The organism is Amycolatopsis sp. CA-211722 (assembly GCF_056828465.1).
Window position 1 is genome coordinate 2,136,377 of record NZ_CP184752.1, and the last position, 16,044, is coordinate 2,152,420.

Here is a 16,044-nt window from a genome sequence, read left to right on the forward strand (position 1 = left end):
ACGGCAAGCTACGACTCAGGTCGGGTATCAGGTTGGCACCTCAGGATGACGCGCTCGGCCACCCACATGGACGACGATTGTTCTCGCAGTCGCCGAGGGGAGCAGACATGATCGAGGCAGCGGGCCTCACCAAGCGGTACGGCAGGACACTGGCGGTGAACGACCTGTCGTTCTCCGTCGCGCCGGGGGAGGTCACCGGCTTCCTCGGCCCGAACGGGGCCGGCAAGTCGACGACCATGCGGATGATCCTCGGCCTGGACAATCCGACCTCCGGCCAGGTGCGCATCGGGGGCAAGCTCTACCGCGAGCTGAAGGACCCGCTGCGGACGGTCGGCGCGCTGCTGGACGCGAAATGGGTCCACCCCAACCGCTCGGCCCGGGCGCATCTGCAGTGGATGGCTCGGTCCAACAAGATCCCGGCGGCCCGGGTCGACGAGGTGCTCGAGATCGTCGGGCTCACCAGCGTCGCCGGGAAGCGCGCCGGCGGGTTCTCCCTCGGCATGTCGCAGCGGCTGGGGATCGCGGCGGCGCTGCTGGGCGACCCGGAGGTCCTCCTCTTCGACGAGCCCGTGAACGGCCTCGACCCCGAGGGCATCCTCTGGATCCGCAAGTTCATGCACCGGCTGGCCGACGAAGGCCGCACGGTGTTCGTCTCCTCGCACCTGCTTTCCGAGATGGCGCTGACCGCGAGCCACCTGGTCGTGATCGGCAAGGGACGCCTGATCTCCCAGTCCTCCACCGAGGACTTCGTGGCCCGGGCCGCCGAGAACACGGTCAAGGTCCGGTCGCCGCAGCTGCCCGCGTTGCGCGCCGTGCTGACACAGGCGAGCGCTCAGGTGACCGACGCCGAACAAGCGATCGTCGTGTCCGGTTTGGACAGTGAGAAGATCGGCGAGATCGCCGCGGCCAACCAGATCGTGCTGCACGAGCTCAGCCCGCAGACCGGCTCCCTGGAGCAGGCCTTCATGCAGATCACCGGCGACTCGGTCGAGTACCACACAGGTCTCGAAGCCGAAGCGGCCGAAGTGGTCACCGCCGCCCAGTAACCGGCACAGCCGCTCACTCTTCCGAGGAAAGAAAAGCCATGACTCTGCTCGCCGTGGAACGCATCAAGCTGTTCACCACCCGCTCACCCTGGTGGTGCGCGCTGATCACCCTCGCGGTCGTGGTCGGCTTCGCCGCCATCTTCGCCGGGGCCGCGCCGTCGGGGGAATTCACCGACGTCGGCATGTCCCAGTTCGGCTACGTGTTCGGGATGACCGTGGTCATGGTGCTGGCCGCGCTTTCGGTGACCACCGAATACCGCTTCGGCACCATCCGCACCACGTTCCAGGCCGTGCCGAACCGCCGCGCCGCGCTGCTGGCGAAGACCGGCGTCGTCGCGATGCTCTCGCTGGTGATCGGCGAGATCGCCGCGTTCGGCGCCTGGGCGCTGGCCTCGATCATGCGGCCGGAGGATCTCGCGCTGAACACCACCGCCGAGTGGATCAGCGTCGCCGGGGTCGGCCTGGTGTTCGCCCTCGCCTCGGTGATCGCGGTCGCCGTCGGCATCCTGATCCGGCAGAGCGCCGGTGCCATCTCGCTCCTGCTGATCTACACGCTCGCGGTCGAGAACCTGATCCAGCTCATCCCGAAGATCGGCAAGGACATCTACGACTGGATGCCGTTCCACGTCGCGGACCGGTTCCTCACCGGCTCGGGTCCCGCCGCCGCCGACGCGCCGTTGAGCCAGGCCGGGTCGCTCGCCTACTTCGCCGGTTTCGCACTGGTGCTGCTGGTCATCTCGCTGGTCGTCGCCGACAAGCGCGACGCGTAAGAAGCTTCCACAGGGGAAAGCCGGACGCCGAACTCGGGGGAGCGAAGCATCCGGACGGGGAGAAAAAGGGGAACAAGGACCGGGCCGCCTATCGGGGGGCAGCCCGGTCCTTTCCCGCGTAATGTCGGAATCCACTGGAGGGAGGTCTGATGATCGAGGCCACCGGACTCACCAAACGCTACGGCGACAAGCTCGCCGTCGACGCGCTTTCCTTCACCGCCGAAGCGGGCCGGGTGACGGGATTCCTCGGCCCCAACGGGGCGGGGAAGTCCACCACCATGCGGATGATGCTCGGGCTCGACAACCCGACGTCGGGCTCGGTGACGATCGACGGCAAGGCCTACCGCGAGCTGCGTGATCCACTTCGGACGGTCGGCGGCATGATCGACGCCACCTGGCGGCATCCCGGCCGCACCGCGCGCGAGCACCTCCGGTGGATCGCCGCGACGAACGGCCTGCCGGACAAGCGGGTCGACGAGGTGCTCCGGCTGGTCGGGCTCGACTCGGTGGCCCGGAAGCGGGCCGGGCAGTTCTCGCTCGGGATGTCGCAGCGGCTCGGGATCGCCACGGCGCTGCTGGGCGACCCGCGAGTGCTGCTGTTCGACGAGCCGGTCAACGGGCTCGACCCCGAGGGCATCGTGTGGATCAGGAAGCTGATGCACGCGCTCGCCGCCGAGGGGCGCACCGTGTTCGTGTCCAGCCACCTGCTGCCGGAGATGGCGCAGACCGCGCAGGACCTCGTCGTGATCGGCCGGGGGAAGCTGATCTACCAGGGCACGATGGAGGAGTTCGTCGGCCGGGCGAAGGGCCTCGGCGTACGCGTCCGCAGCCCGCATCTGCCCGAACTCCGGACCGCGCTCACCGACAAGGGGGCGGAGTTCCGCGAGGAGGACGGCGCGCTCGTCGTGTCCGAAATGGACAGTGACACCATCGGCGAGCTCGCGTTCGCCGCCGGCGCGACCCTCCACGAGCTGAAGCCGCTCGCCGGCTCGCTCGAACAGGCGTACATGCAACTCACCGCCGAGGCCGTCGAGTACGGCGCCGGCGTACCGGAGGTGGCCCGATGACCGCGGCGAACATGCTCCGCGCGGAGCGGATCAAGCTGCTGAGCACACGCGCACCCTGGTGGTGCGCGGCCATCGCGGTGGTGGTCGCGCTGGCCTACACCGCGCTCTTCTTCGGCTTCGTGCCGCTCGAAGGTCAGACCGGCGTCGGCTCGACGCAGGTCGCCAGCGCGCTCGGCCGCACCGTCGTGCTGGTCCTCGCCATCCTCGCGGCGGCGACGGAGTTCAACTGGGGCACGATGAGGCTCACCTTCCAGGCGGTGCCCTCGCGCGTGCCCGCCTTGCTGGCGAAGGGCGCCGTCGTCGGGGTGTTCTCGGGGCTGATCGGGCTTCTGGTGGGCTTCGGCTCGTGGGCGATCGCGTACCTGATCAAACCGGCCGCCGACCTGGGCCTGGCTTCGGGTGCCGACTGGCGTGCGGTGGCGGGCCAGGGCCTGACCTTCTTCCTGACCGGCCTGCTCGGCATCGGCCTCGGGCTGCTGTTCCGCAGCCCCGCGTTCGCGCTCGGGTTCGCGCTGGCCTGGACGCAGGTGCTCGAAGGGCTCGTCGTGCTGATTCCGAAAGTGGGCGACGACATCTACCAGTGGATGCCGTTCTTCGCGGCGAATCAGTTTTCCGGGCCGGATCTCACGGTGTCGATGTTGAAACTCGAACCGCCGCTGGGGCCGTGGGGTTATCTGGCTTATTTCGGCGGCATCTGCGTGATTGTGTATGCGGCCGGGCTGATGATCACCCATCGAAGGGATGCGTGAGCTTTTACCGCGGCCAAAGGAGTTAAGTCCACGTTAAGAGGCTGTGGCTTCTCTCACAGGGAGCGGACATACTGTTCCTGACCGGGCAATGCTCGGGATGAGCCTATTTCGGCTCTCGGCCCCGGAGGTGATCCTTGACGGTGGATTCCGGTCAGGGAGTGGAACGCATGATCCCGCAAGCCCGCACGGAAAATACGCAGCCCCGGCTCGAGCCCATGCTCGACCTCGAATGGTCACAGGCGATCGAACTGCCCCGCACGGTCGCGTCCGCGACCCGGCCATCCGATATCCGCCGCGCGTGGGTACACCGCGCGCCCGAAGATCTCGTTGTCGCGCTGTACCGCGCGTCCAGTGGAATGCACGGCGAAATCCCCGCGCCGTGGTGGCTTCGTGCCGTCGTCGAAGGCAGGCTCGAATCGCGGGAACTCGGTTTCCGCATCGAAGACCGGATCGCCGGTCTGCTCGGCAGGCGTCCCGGCTGGGAATTCGTCCCGTGGGCCGCGGACGGGGAATCCGGTTACTGGGAGTTCATGCCCTCCGAACGCGGAGCGTCCGGGCATTCGATCCCGACCACGGTGCTGAACACCAGCCGTCACGACGGCTGGATCGACGTTCTCCCCGCCCATTCCAGTACGACGCCGTCGCCGATCGCGGTCGCCGGATTCGCGGGCCTGCGGTCGCGGCTGGGGGAGTTCGAAGCGGTGAGGTGACCGCCGCGTTTAATGGGCTGGTGGAAAACGAGGACCAGCCACGGATGCGCAGCGTGGTCAGCTATGTCAAACGCGGCGGCCGGATGACCGTCGGGCAGCAGCGAGCCTGGAACGAACTCTGGCCGTCGCTCGGCCGCACCGTCGGCGAACTGCCCGAAGGACCGGTGGACTTCGGCGACTGGTTCGGCAGGCAGGCGCCGGTCATGGTGGAGATCGGTTCGGGCATGGGTGAGACCACGTCCCAGCTCGCCGCCGCCGCGCCGGAACTCAACTACGTCGCCGTCGAGGTCTACGACCCGGGGCTCGGCCAGCTGATGCTGCGCGCCGAGAAGCTCGGCGTGAAGAACCTGCGGCTGATGCACGGCGACGCCGTCGTGCTGCTGACCTCGCACGTGGAGCCGGGCTCGCTGGCCGGGGTCCGGCTGTTCTTCCCGGACCCGTGGCCGAAGAAGCGGCACCACAAGCGGCGGATCGTGCAGCCGGAGTTCGTCTCGCTGGTGGCCTCGCGGCTCGCGCCGGGCGGCACCTTCCACATGGCGACCGACTGGGAGAACTACGCCGAGCAGATGATGGAGGTCTGCTCGGCCGAGCCGCTCCTGCGCAACCGGCACGCCGGCGAGCCCGGGGGCTGGGCGCCGCGGCCGGAGTGGCGGCCGATCACGAAGTTCGAGAACCGCGCCGACGTCGAGGGCCGGATCTCGCACGACCTGATCTTCGAGCGGGTCTGAACGACCTCGTGAAGGGTGTCTTGAGCATGGATGGCGCTTTCGCGTGACCGGACGGACGACTCGCGGCGGCCCTTCGCTCCCCCGGGTCCGGCACCGTCCTGGCGACCGTGTCGCGAAAGCCACTTTCGAGACGTCTGATGTCCCGAAAGTGGCTTTCGCGACACCACCTCCAGAACCCCACGCACAGAAAGGGCCGGTCAGGACGTCCCCACGTGCCCGACCGGCCCTTCCTTCACACCCCCGCGCCTTGGAACGCCCCCTGCGCGTCCCCGGTGCCCGTTCGTCCCTCCCCCGACAGAGAGACGACCGGGCACCCGGCCCGTGGGTGGATCACCACCGACTCCACCCACGAGACCTGCCCGCCCAGGCGCCATGACGCCATTCGGGCGAATCTTTTATTCGTCGGCCAGAGGCTCCGACTGCACCCGCTTGAGCGCCGGGGTCGAGACGGACGCCCCGAGCAGCGCCACCCCGATTCCCAGCACCACGGGCGCCAGCAGCCACGGGCTCAGCACGACCGCGTCCTTCTCGACCAGGCTGTAGAGCCCCACGCCGACACCGATCCCGACCGCCCCCGCGCCGATGGTGGCCACCATCGCGGGCAGGGCCGCTTCCATCCGCAGCGCCCTCGCCAGCACCCGGACCGGTGTCCCGGCCGCGATGAGCGCCCCGAAGGTGCGGCGGCGGTCCATCACCGAGCCCGCGGTCGCCACGGCCGCGCTGCACCCGGCGAGCACGCCGGCGGCGATCAGGCCGATCACGGTGACCCGGCGCAGGTCGCCGAGCTCCTGCTGCTGACCGATCAGATGCAGGCCGCGGCTGCCGACCTCCTGCCCGGGGGCCGCCCCGACCAGCGCGGTCCGCACGGTCTCGGCGTTCTCCGTGGTCGTCGGCACGATCACGTCGAAGCGCTCCGGCGTGACCCCCGCGGGCACCAGGGCCGGGTCGATGACGATCGTGCTGGACGTGTCCTCGTCACCCTGCGGGAAGAGATGCACGGGAGCCTTCGGATCCAGCGGCGGGCCGGCCTTGTCGTACTCCGACAGCACGCGGTACTCCGCCGGGTTGATGGCGTACCTGCTGTAGATCGCCGGACCCGGCCGGCACGAGCCGCCGATGTTCACCCGCAGGAGTTTCGAGGCGTCCTCGCAGGTCATCACGAAGGCCCGGTTCAGATTCTGGGAGCGGGTGCCCGGTTCGCCGGTGGACAGGTAGACCTGCCCGACCGAGACGGCCTTCTCGGTGATGCCGTAGCGGGCGAGCGACGCGTTGGTCTGGTCGGCGACCTGCCGCGCCTGAGTCGCGTCGGATTGGGCGTAGAGGACGTTGTCCTTGAAGGTCCGGCCGCCGCCCGCCATCGACTCGAACGAGGGCAGCAGGGTGAGCGCCATCGAGCCGGTGAAGACGGCGAGCACGACACCCGCTGTGGCGCGGTAAGCGCTCTTCGGGTCGTCGCGGAGCCTGCGTCCGGCCAGCAGCGACGCCGGTTTGCGCCAGATCCGGACGAACGTGCCACCGACCGCCGAGGTGACCCACGGTCCGATGATCGCGGCCGAGCCGACCAGCAGGAACAGCCCGAGCATCACCATCGGCAGGCTGGCGTCGTCCTGGGTGACCGCGAAGAGGAAGAAGGCGCCGGCCACGGGGACCGCGAGCAGCCGCCACCAGTGCAGCGGCTTGCGGGCGTGCGCCGAAGCCGCGAACAGCGGCGTCTTGAGGACGCGGCGGATGCCGAGGACTCCGGCGAAGACGACCAGCAGCGGGATCGCCACGGCGACCGCGATGGTCGAGCCGGCCGACAGGCTGAAGTCCGAAGCGAGCCAGGTTCCGCCGCCCCACGGGACGAACGTCGAGAGACCTTGGAGCGCCGGTGCCACGAGGATGCCGAGCAGCGCGCCGACCGTGGCGGACAACGCGGTCTCGGCGGCGACGATCTTCGTCACCTGGCCGGGAGTGGCGCCGGCCAGCCGGAGCGCCGCCATCCGCAGCTCACGCCTGGCGGCGGTGAGCCTGGCCGAAGACGCGACGAGCACCAGGCTCGGCACGAGCAGGACGATCACCCCGACCCAGGCGAGCAGTTCGAGCATCGGGTCCGGCTTCGCCTGCTTGTTGGGGAAGCCGTCCGCGGCGAGCGCCGTCTGCGGCATCGACTCCGGGGTGTGGCCGACGACGGCGACCAGCTGCTCCGGATACATCAGCGATTCCGGGCCGAGCGCGTCGACGAGTTTGCCGAACCGGTCCCCGAGCTGTGCCTGAGGCGCCGACTGGATCAGTTTTCCGAGTTCGGGGGAGACGATCGACTCGCCGGGGCCGGGCAGCCTCGGGATGCCGGGCGGCAGGCTGAGCATCGGCGAAGTGCCGGTCTGGGCGATGTCGACGCGGATGATCTCGCGGTCGCCCGAGTAGTCCTTGTTCGACGCCATCAGCAGCGGCGCCGGGCCCTGGCTCTCGCCGGACTGGGAGTAGTAGCTGCCGATGTCCTGCCAGATCGCCCGCTGGGAGCGGGCCTGCGTGGCACCCGGGAGGGAGGCCAGCAGGAGCACCAGACTGGTCGCGACGGCGACCCCGACCGCGGTGAGGATGGCCGACGTGCGGGTCCGGCGGTCGACCCGGAGCACCCGCATGGCCAGCTGGAAGCTGTTCATCAGGCCCGTACCTCCGCGATTTCGCGCGCGACCGCGATCCTGTCGCCAGGGCGCGGCACATGCTGCTTTCGAACGTTGTCGTGAATGGCGCCCTGCCGCCGTGACAGCGGGGCCTGACGGCCTGAGCGCGCTCCGTGGTCCCTTTGCTCGCCGCGCGTCATCAGGCAGCCAGCCTCGTCGCGATCAGGCCGTCCCTGATGGAGACGGTGCGCGGCATGGCCTCGGCGAGTTCGCGGTCGTGGGTCACCACGATCACCGCGGCACCGCTGTCGGCGGCCGCGGCGAGCAGCGCGTCCATGGTGGCGCGGCCGGTGCGGGTGTCGAGCGCACCGGTCGGCTCGTCGGCGAAGATCACCTTCGGCCGGTGCGTCAGTGCCCGCGCGATCGCGACACGCTGCGCCTCGCCGCCCGACAGCTCACCGGGGCGGCGCTTCTCCTTGCCCGCGAGGCCGAGCTTCGCCAGCCATTCGCGGCCGGCTTCGATGGATTCCTTGCGGCCTTTGCCACCCAGGAGCGACGGCAGCGCGACGTTCTCCTCGGCGCTCAGTTCCGCGACGAGCATCCCGGACTGGAACACGAAGCCGAACTCGGTACGCCGGAGCTCGCTGCGCTTGCGCTCGTTGAGCTGGTCGACCCGTTGCCCGGCCAGGAAGATCTGCCCGGAGTCGGCGCGGAGGATCCCGGCGAGCACGTGCAGCAGGGAGGTCTTGCCCGAGCCGGAGGGCCCGACGATGGCGACCGCGTCACCCGCCTGGATGTCGATGTCGATCCCGGCCAGCGCGTGCTGCGTGCCGTACCGCTTCACCAGCCCGCGGCCCGAAAGCACCGGCTGCCCTGTCCACTGTGGATCCACCACCGTGATTCTCCCTAGTCAAGTCACTTGTGTTCCGCTTCGGGGAAGAGCTTCGCGGTGAAGCACCTGTGTCCACTTCGGGCAGACGGCCAGTGCTGATCACCCGCGCATCGGCCGATCGGCCGACCCGGCTCGGGCCGGTCGGCCAAGGTGCGGACGGCAGCCGATCCTCTACCGTCACGGTGTGACAGCAGGTCCGGCCCAGAACAAGTTCCCCGCGCGGGTGAGTGCGCTCGCGCGACGTATCGGCATGCCCGCCGTCGTCCTGCTGGCCGCACTCGCTTTCGACCTGGTCTTCGTGACCGATGCCGCCTTCGACGACACGGGCCGGCGCGGGATCGATCTCCTGCTCTTCCCCGGTATCTTCGCGATGGTGTTCTGCGCGCTGTGGGCGCAGAAGCGGGCCGCCGTCGCCGCCGTCGCGGCCTCGGTCGTGCTGGTGGCGTACACGCTGGTCGTCCGGTACTTCAACATTCCGACCTACTCGAGCGTGCTCGCGCATCTGTCCATCACCGAGGTGGTGGCGGGGGTCGAGATCCTGTTCTACGCCGCGCGCCGGACGCGGCCCGGCGTCGCGTTCGCCGTGATCTCCGGTCTGGTGCTGGCCACGTTGAGCGCGGTGTCCGGCCGGTACTACTACGGCAGCGATTCGAACGGCACCATGGCGCAGGCGATGCTGTTCGGCGGCATCCTGCTGGGCGGCACGCTGCTCTTCGCGATCCCCGGACGCGACCGGACGGCGCATCCCAAGAACTACGAGAAGCTGCAGAAGCTCAACAAGCTGGTGATGGGCCAATGGCCGCTCATCGGCCTGCTGGGTGTCGCGCTGATCCTGGAGTTCGGCTTCACCTACGAGAGCGGGGCGCACGGCTTCCCGATCCTGGTCTGCTCGATCGTCGCGGCGATCATCGCCGTCGCGGCGCCGCGACGGCCCGCCGACGCGATGGTCGCGCTCACCGCGGTCATGCTGCTTTCGGCTCTGGTGACGCCGTTCCTCCGGCTCCGCTACGACTACGCCACACCCGGTGGGGTGCCTGGAACGCAGATCGTCGCGGGGATGGGGCTGGTCGTCACCCTGGTCCGGGCGGTCGGGCTGGGCAAGGCCGCGTCCCGGATCGCGGGGCTTTCGGCCGTGGTCGCGGTCGCCTCGATCCTCAACGCCAAACGGCCGGGCCCCAGGCTGATGACCGACCCGGACGAGATCGCCGGACTCGCCGTGGCCGCGGTGCTGTTGCTCGGCATCTCGGTGGCCGTGGGCCTGGCGTTGCGATCACGGGATTCGGAACGCACGCAGGTCATCCAGTCGGCGATCACCGACGCGCAGACGTCCGAGCGGATGGCGCTGGCGCGGGAACTGCACGACGTGGTCGCCCACCACGTGACCGGGATCGTCGTGCAGGCGCAGGCGGCGAAGATGATGGGCGAGAAGAATCCGCAGGTCGCGGTCGAGGCGATGGGCCGGATCGAGGACGCCGGGGTGGAGGCGCTCGCGGCGATGCGACGGCTCGTGCGGAGTATGCGCGGTGACGCCCCGGCCGGGAGCAGCGAGTTCAGCGAACAGGCCACCACCGATCTCGCCGCCGACCTGCGCACCTTGATCGAACGGTCGAACCACGGCGTGAAGACGTCGATGAAGCTCGAACTGCCGCCGAACGTGCCGCACGAGGTCGGGCGGTCGGCGTTGCGGCTGGTGCAGGAATCGCTGACGAACATCGGCAAGCACGCGTCCGGCGCGAAGGAGGCGCTGGTCATCGCCGAGGTGAGCGAGAACGAACTGCACCTCCAGGTGACCGACGACGGACGCGAGCTACAGGGCCGTCCGGCCGGCGGGTCGGGCGGCTACGGTCTGATCGGCATGCGCGAACGGGTCGCCCTGCTGCACGGCCGGCTCTCCGCCGGACGCGCGCCGGGCGGCGGATGGCGCGTCGAAGCGTGGCTACCACTTGAAGGAGAAGAGTGATCCGGGTACTGATCGCCGACGACCAGGACATGGTGCGGATCGGCTTCCGGATGATCCTGGACGCGCAGGACGACATCGAGGTGGTCGCCGACGTGCCCGACGGCGTCTCGGCGGTCGCCAAGGCGCGTGAACTGCGGCCGGACGTCTGCCTGCTGGACATCCGCATGCCGGGGATCGACGGGCTGGAGGTCACCAAGCAGCTGGCGGGCCCGGACGTCGCCGATCCGCTGAAGGTCGTGGTGGTCACGACGTTCGACCTCGACGAGTACGTGCATGCCGCGCTGCGGAACGGCGCGAGCGGGTTCCTGCTGAAGGACGCCGGGCCCGCGCTGCTGATCGAAGCCGTGCGCGCGGCCGCGCGCGGGGACGCGCTGGTGTCGCCGCAGATCACCGTCCGGCTGCTGAAGCATTTCGACGGCGGGACGGTGAAACGCGACGTCACCCCGCCTTCGGAACCGCTGACCGCGCGGGAGCTGGACGTGGTCAGGGCGGCCGCGAAGGGGCTGACGAACACCGAGATCGGGGCCGAGCTGTTCCTGTCGCTGTCCACGGTGAAGACGCATCTGGCGTCGGTGCAGGGCAAGGTCGGCGCGCGGAACCGAGTGGAGATCGCGGCTTGGGCGTGGCGTAGCGGCGTCGTGGACTGAGCGGCGGCAGGACGCCGAGATGGCGGCCGGCGCGATAAATGGCCCCCGTAAGCTCGGTCCATGCAACGCCGTTTCCACGCTCCCGTCGTTCTCCCCGCCGACCCCGCCTGCTCGTTGCTGCGTGACGCCGTGGTCGACGTGGACGAGACGGGCCGCGTCACCCATGTCGGTCCCCGGTCCGGGGCCCCCGAATCGTCCGCTCCCGTGACCCGGTTGAGCGGCATCCTCCTGCCCGGTCTGGTCAACGCGCACGCGCACAGCCCGATGACGCTGCTGCGCGGGATGGGCGGCGACCTGCCGCTGCTGCCGTGGCTGACCGAGATCATCTGGCCCGCCGAGGCGAAACTGGAGCCCGCCGACATCCGCACCGGCATGATGCTGGGTTCGATCGAGATGCTGCGGCACGGCGTCACGACCAGCGCGGAGATGTACTTCGAAGGCGAGCAGCTCGCCGACGCGGTGCTCGCCACCGGTGGCCGGGTGGTGCTGGGCCCGCCGATCATGGAGCTGCCGGGGATGGACTGGCGCGCGATGCTGAAGAGCATCGAACGCTGGATCGACACCGACGGCCTCCGGTTCGGGCCCGGCGAACGGATCGAGGTCGGCTACGGGCCGCACTCGGCGTACATGCTGAACGAGGAAGCGCTGCGGGCGACCGCGGAATCGGCGGCCGAGCGTGGCGCGCTGGTGCAGATCCACGTGGCCGAGGCGGCGCTCGAAGACGTCAAGCAGCGGGAAGCGCACGGTTCGGTGCCCGCGCTGCTGGAGAAGGTCGGGATGCTGCGGGGCCGGACGCTGGCCGCGCACGCCATCCACCTGTCCGACGAGGACATCGCGCTGTTCGCCGCGCGCGGGGTCGGCATGGCGCACTGCCCGGGCTCGAACGCGAAGCTCGCTTCGGGGATCGCGCGCGTGACTGAGCTGCGGAAGGCGGGCGTCGCCATCGGGCTCGGCACGGACGGCCCGGCGTCGAACGACGACATCGACCTGTGGGAGGAGCTGCAGCTCTCGGCGATGTTCGCGCGGCTCGCGACCGGCGACTCGACCGTGCTGACCGCGGCCGACGCGTTCCTGCTCGGCACCCGCGGCGGCGCGGACGCGCTGGGCCGGACCGACATCGGCGCGCTGGAACCCGGCCGGTGGGCGGACATGGTGCACGTCGACCTCGACGACCCGGCCTTCGCGACCGGCATCGACGTGCCCGACACGCAGCTGCTCGCGAACCTGGTGTGGGCCGCGGGCTCGCGCCGCGTCCGCGACGTGTGGGTGGCGGGCGAACAGGTCGTCGGCGACGGCGAACCCCTCCGGGTGGACCGCGCCAAGGTGCAGGCCGAAGTGGCCCACACCTCCACACGCCTGCGCTCTTGACTCACCTACCCAGCCCCCCACCCGTCCCAGGGGGCGGCCCCGAGGCCAGTCTATCGGGGGTGGGGGCGGGGGCTGGCGGAAAAGTGCTGGTCAGGGGCAGGTTGTCCACAACGGGTGGGGGCTGTGGACAACTGGGCATGGGGGCCATGCGCACCAAAGACTCGTGCGCACCAGCGCGCGCATTGCGCCCAATGTGGCATTGGGGACGGTGAGTGACCCAGATGTCACATTGGGGGCAAGGCGCGCGCTGGTGGCTGGGAAGTCAGACCAAACCGCGCGGCCGGAGGGTCACGTCGGTCGGGTGCGCGTCACCGGTGGCGGAGACCGCGGCGAGGACGGCGGCCGCGACGGAGTCGGGGCGCAGGAAGCGTTCCGGCTCGTACTCGCGCCCCTCGTCGGCGACGATCGCCTGCTGCATCTCGGTGTCGGTGCGGCCGGGATAGATCGACGTCACCCGGAGCGCGGACTCCTCCTCACGCAGTGAGTCGGCGAAGGCCCGGACGGCGAACTTGCTCGCCGCGTACGGGCCCCAACCCGGCCGCGCGTTCTGCCCGGCGCCCGAGTTGATCACCACGACGTGCCCCTTCGAAGCACGCAGCGCGGGCAGCAACAGCCTGGTCAGCGTGACAACTCCCAGGACGTTGACCTCGAAATTCGCCCGCCAGTCGGCGTCGGTCGCGGTCTCGACCGTGCCGAGCCGCGCCACGCCCGCCGAGTGCACCAGCACGTCCAGCCCGCCGACTTCGGCGGTCGCCGCCTCCAGTGCTTCGGTGTCGGTCAGGTCGATCGGCCACGGCTTCGCCTCGGGCAGGGTGCCCGCCAGTTCGCCGAGCGCGTCGGCGTCGCGGCCGCCGAGCAGCAACCGATGGGTCGGGGCGAGCGCGCGGGCGGTCGCGGCACCGATACCGCGGGTGGCGCCGGTGACGAGAGCGAGAGGTAGATCAGCCATACCGTCACGCTAGTGGTTCGGTTCTGGACCACCGGCGCGTGATCAGAGGCGTAACTCGCGTGATCAGAGGCGTAACTCGCGTGATCAGGGGGCGCACACGACGGGAGGGGTCGCCACGCGCGGGAAACGGATCGAACCCCGGGTGAAGGAACCGGCGAGATTCTCCGCGAACCGCCCGGCCGTCAGCGGCTCCCGCACCGACGCGTCGATCGCGACGAGAGCCGGGCAGTCGAGCGCCGCTCGGGCGGCGGTGACGTCCGCGGAGCGCGCCGGACCGCCCTCGGCGATCGGGAGCCGCGCCGAATTCGCCAACTCCCATACCGGCGGCAGCCATTTCTGGTGGCCGGGACGGCCGCCGGGGAGCGACGTCGAATGCGCGGCGAACGGGTTGGCGAGGCCGTAACCGTCGCGCAGCCGCATGTCGAGCGGGATCAGGAGGCCGAGCGCGCCCATGCTGTCCGCCGCGACGGTCACGTACGGCCGGTTCGTCGGGTACGCGTACCAGCGCCGGGTCGTGTAGTCCTGGATCAGCACCGCCGGGCCCGACACGCCGCGGATGGCGTCCAGCGCCGACGGCATCAGCGGGTGGTCGGCATAGTCGTCCGCCAGGACCGGGTGTTCGTGCCCCGTCGACCGCGACCAGAACGATCGCTCGTCGGTGACGCCCACAGCGCGCGGGGAAGCCGAGTATGCCGGGCGAAGCGACGCGGCGGCCACGAACGCCCAGACCCCGACGGCGACCAGAAACGCCACGGTCACCCTCGTCACCGGCAGGGCCAGCACCGGCAAGAGCAGGCAGAACAGCGCCGGGAGCAGCATGCGCCCGTGCATGAAATCCCCGCCGACCCGGATCACGTACACCGCGAGCAACACCGCTCCGATGACCGGAACCGCGGTGAGCACCACGAAGGTTCTGTCCATAGTGGACGAAACCGTGACGACCGCGGCGGCGAGCAGCACCAGCGGGAGCCACAGCCAGTACGGCTGGACGAGGTCGGCCAGGTACGCCCATCCGCGAGCCCAGTTCGCTTCCGACGCCTCCTTGACCAGTGCGGTGTTCGGCGTCAGCAGACCGTAGTAGCCCATCCGGAACACCTGATACGCCAACGGGAGCGCGACCGCCACCGCCATCAGACCCACCACGCGACGCCGCCCCGGCCGCGCGAGGACGAACAACGCCACCAAGGCGACAGCGCTGAAGAGCGCGAGGTCTGGCCGCACCAACGGACCCAACCCGGCGACCAGCGCGACCGGCCAGCTGCGCAGATCGTCCATTGTGGACGCACGACGGACGAGCAGCCACCATGTTCCGCCCAGCCACAAGGTGATCAGCCCGGTTTCGAGGCCGGACGTCGCGAAGTCGCGGAACGGCGGCAGCGCGCAGACCACCAGCGCTCCGGCCGGAGCGAGCCCGTGGAACGCCAGCGGCTGGTAGAGCCGCCGCGCGCCGTCCAGGCCGAAGAACAACCCGGTGACCGAGAAGACCAGCCCGGTGACCACGGAGACCCACTCCAGCGGCACCCCTGGGATCAGCCCCAGTACGCTCAGGACCGCTGTCCACAAAGGACTGGTGTTGGTCTCGACCCGCTCGCCGACGTTGAACACCGGCCCGTTGCCCGCGAGGATCTGACGGACCGTCCGCAGCACGATCAGCCCGTCGTCGCTCATCCAGCGGCGGCGCCAGGCAAGATCGGCGTAGACCATCAGCACCAGACCGAATCCGAACCAGGTCCAGGTCGAAGGCCTCAGGTACCAGGCGCGCGAAGGCCAGCCGGGCGTGCTCTCACCCGTTGTCGTGTTCGTCTGCGTCATGGCCCCGCCCGCCTCGGTTGCGTGCGCAGGAGATCAGGTCCGCGGCCCGCGAGTCAAACCGCACGGCCGGACAGACAGGACTGTGGCCACTTCCTCCCTTCCATGGCCAGCCGCGCGGTGACCTCGAAGCCGGCCTGCCCGAGCAGGTCCGCGACCCGGCCGGGATCCAGCAGGTAGGCGTCGTAGGTGACCGGGTGGCCGTACGCCGTCTCCGGGCTCAGGCGCTCGTCACCGACGTGGAACCCGAGCAGGACTTGCCCGCCCGGCGCGAGCGCGCGACGGAACTCCGCGAACACCGCCGGGAGCGCCTCCGGCGGCAGATGGAAGATCGACCACCAGGCGACGAGACCGGCCAACGACCCGTCCGGAAAATCCAGTGCGGTCATGGAGCCGACCGAAAACCGCTGGTCAGGATACTGCCGACGGGCGATCTCGACCATTTTCGGCGACAAGTCGACACCGGTGACATCGACGCCGAGCGACGCCAGGTGCGCGGTGACGTGGCCGGGACCGCAGCCGACGTCGGCGACCGGGCCGCGCACCTGCTCGGCGAACGCGGCGAGCATCGCGCGGCTGATCGGCTCCTCCTCGAACAGCGGCACGATGCGCGCCGCGTAGTCCTCGGCGACGGTGTCGTAGGACTCTCGGGTGGCGTCGAGATGGGAAGTCACGGTCGGCGACGTTAGCGGCACCCACCGACAATTCGCGCCACCGAACGCGCGTCAAGACGGGTGCGAACG

Annotated in this window: 14 protein-coding genes; 9 read left to right on the forward strand and 5 right to left on the reverse strand. The window is 70.0% G+C overall.

What is annotated here, in order from left to right:
* Positions 1 to 107 precede the first annotated feature (107 nt).
* The 6 genes from ACOCEP_RS10565 to trmB all read left to right on the forward strand — a co-directional run bounded on the left by ACOCEP_RS10565 (position 108) and on the right by trmB (position 5,070).
* On the forward strand, positions 108 to 1,046 hold the full coding sequence (locus tag ACOCEP_RS10565; RefSeq protein WP_482337078.1) for an ABC transporter ATP-binding protein: 939 nt from the start codon (positions 108 to 110) through the stop codon (positions 1,044 to 1,046).
* 38 nt (positions 1,047 to 1,084) lie between these two features.
* Positions 1,085 to 1,816, forward strand: a complete 732-nt coding sequence (locus ACOCEP_RS10570; protein WP_482337079.1) for an ABC transporter permease — start codon at positions 1,085 to 1,087, stop codon at positions 1,814 to 1,816.
* A 149-nt stretch (positions 1,817 to 1,965) separates the two neighbouring features.
* Positions 1,966 to 2,883, forward strand: coding sequence for an ABC transporter ATP-binding protein (locus ACOCEP_RS10575; RefSeq protein ID WP_482337080.1), 918 nt, complete (start codon positions 1,966 to 1,968; stop codon positions 2,881 to 2,883).
* Positions 2,880 to 3,632 carry a hypothetical protein gene (locus ACOCEP_RS10580; RefSeq protein ID WP_482337081.1) on the forward strand — a complete coding sequence of 251 codons (753 nt, stop codon included), beginning with the start codon at positions 2,880 to 2,882 and terminating at the stop codon, positions 3,630 to 3,632. Before ACOCEP_RS10575 ends, ACOCEP_RS10580 begins: the two co-directional genes overlap by 4 nt.
* Before the next feature lie 167 nt (positions 3,633 to 3,799).
* Positions 3,800 to 4,342, forward strand: a complete 543-nt coding sequence (locus tag ACOCEP_RS10585; protein ID WP_225950786.1) for a hypothetical protein — start codon at positions 3,800 to 3,802, stop codon at positions 4,340 to 4,342.
* A gap of 44 nt (positions 4,343 to 4,386) precedes the next feature.
* Positions 4,387 to 5,070, forward strand: a complete 684-nt coding sequence (gene trmB / locus ACOCEP_RS10590) for a tRNA (guanosine(46)-N7)-methyltransferase TrmB (RefSeq protein WP_482339678.1) — start codon at positions 4,387 to 4,389, stop codon at positions 5,068 to 5,070.
* A 395-nt stretch (positions 5,071 to 5,465) separates the two neighbouring features.
* On the opposite strand, the gene ACOCEP_RS10595 is transcribed toward trmB, so the two are convergent.
* Both ACOCEP_RS10595 and ACOCEP_RS10600 read right to left on the reverse strand, forming a co-directional pair.
* Complete coding sequence (locus ACOCEP_RS10595) at positions 5,466 to 7,715, reverse strand: FtsX-like permease family protein (RefSeq protein WP_482337082.1); 2,250 nt, start codon at positions 7,713 to 7,715, stop codon at positions 5,466 to 5,468.
* 160 nt (positions 7,716 to 7,875) lie between these two features.
* Positions 7,876 to 8,571 (reverse strand): ABC transporter ATP-binding protein, encoded by a 696-nt coding sequence (locus tag ACOCEP_RS10600; protein WP_016338261.1) that lies wholly within the window; start codon positions 8,569 to 8,571, stop codon positions 7,876 to 7,878.
* A 181-nt stretch (positions 8,572 to 8,752) separates the two neighbouring features.
* Here ACOCEP_RS10600 and ACOCEP_RS10605 point away from each other — a divergent pair, with 181 nt between their 5' ends.
* The 3 genes from ACOCEP_RS10605 to ACOCEP_RS10615 are packed head-to-tail and all read left to right on the forward strand — an operon-like array spanning position 8,753 to position 12,543.
* Entirely contained in the window at positions 8,753 to 10,528 is a 1,776-nt protein-coding gene (locus ACOCEP_RS10605) for a sensor histidine kinase (protein WP_482337083.1), read from the forward strand.
* Complete coding sequence (locus ACOCEP_RS10610; protein ID WP_482337084.1) at positions 10,525 to 11,175, forward strand: response regulator; 651 nt, start codon at positions 10,525 to 10,527, stop codon at positions 11,173 to 11,175. Before ACOCEP_RS10605 ends, ACOCEP_RS10610 begins: the two co-directional genes overlap by 4 nt.
* Before the next feature lie 60 nt (positions 11,176 to 11,235).
* Positions 11,236 to 12,543 (forward strand): amidohydrolase family protein, encoded by a 1,308-nt coding sequence (locus tag ACOCEP_RS10615; RefSeq protein ID WP_482337085.1) that lies wholly within the window; start codon positions 11,236 to 11,238, stop codon positions 12,541 to 12,543.
* 262 nt (positions 12,544 to 12,805) lie between these two features.
* On the opposite strand, the gene ACOCEP_RS10620 is transcribed toward ACOCEP_RS10615, so the two are convergent.
* From ACOCEP_RS10620 to ACOCEP_RS10630, 3 genes are all read right to left on the reverse strand, one after another.
* Positions 12,806 to 13,492 carry an SDR family oxidoreductase gene (locus ACOCEP_RS10620; RefSeq protein ID WP_482337086.1) on the reverse strand — a complete coding sequence of 229 codons (687 nt, stop codon included), beginning with the start codon at positions 13,490 to 13,492 and terminating at the stop codon, positions 12,806 to 12,808.
* Positions 13,493 to 13,576: 84 nt separating this feature from the next.
* A complete protein-coding gene (locus tag ACOCEP_RS10625; RefSeq protein ID WP_482337087.1) occupies positions 13,577 to 15,304 on the reverse strand; it encodes an arabinofuranosyltransferase AftB family protein in 1,728 nt (575 codons plus the stop codon).
* Positions 15,305 to 15,357: 53 nt separating this feature from the next.
* Positions 15,358 to 15,975, reverse strand: a complete 618-nt coding sequence (locus ACOCEP_RS10630) for a class I SAM-dependent DNA methyltransferase (protein ID WP_482337088.1) — start codon at positions 15,973 to 15,975, stop codon at positions 15,358 to 15,360.
* Positions 15,976 to 16,044 lie beyond the last annotated feature (69 nt).

Coding starts and splice junctions, on each gene's coding strand:
- ACOCEP_RS10565 (WP_482337078.1), top strand. CDS start 108: ATGATCGAGGCAGCGGGCCTCACCAAGCGGTACGGCAGGACACTGGCG.
- ACOCEP_RS10570 (WP_482337079.1), top strand. CDS start 1,085: ATGACTCTGCTCGCCGTGGAACGCATCAAGCTGTTCACCACCCGCTCA.
- ACOCEP_RS10575 (WP_482337080.1), top strand. CDS start 1,966: ATGATCGAGGCCACCGGACTCACCAAACGCTACGGCGACAAGCTCGCC.
- ACOCEP_RS10580 (WP_482337081.1), top strand. CDS start 2,880: ATGACCGCGGCGAACATGCTCCGCGCGGAGCGGATCAAGCTGCTGAGC.
- ACOCEP_RS10585 (WP_225950786.1), top strand. CDS start 3,800: ATGATCCCGCAAGCCCGCACGGAAAATACGCAGCCCCGGCTCGAGCCC.
- trmB (WP_482339678.1), top strand. CDS start 4,387: ATGCGCAGCGTGGTCAGCTATGTCAAACGCGGCGGCCGGATGACCGTC.
- ACOCEP_RS10595 (WP_482337082.1), bottom strand. CDS start 7,715: ATGAACAGCTTCCAGCTGGCCATGCGGGTGCTCCGGGTCGACCGCCGG.
- ACOCEP_RS10615 (WP_482337085.1), top strand. CDS start 11,236: ATGCAACGCCGTTTCCACGCTCCCGTCGTTCTCCCCGCCGACCCCGCC.
- ACOCEP_RS10620 (WP_482337086.1), bottom strand. CDS start 13,492: ATGGCTGATCTACCTCTCGCTCTCGTCACCGGCGCCACCCGCGGTATC.
- ACOCEP_RS10625 (WP_482337087.1), bottom strand. CDS start 15,304: ATGACGCAGACGAACACGACAACGGGTGAGAGCACGCCCGGCTGGCCT.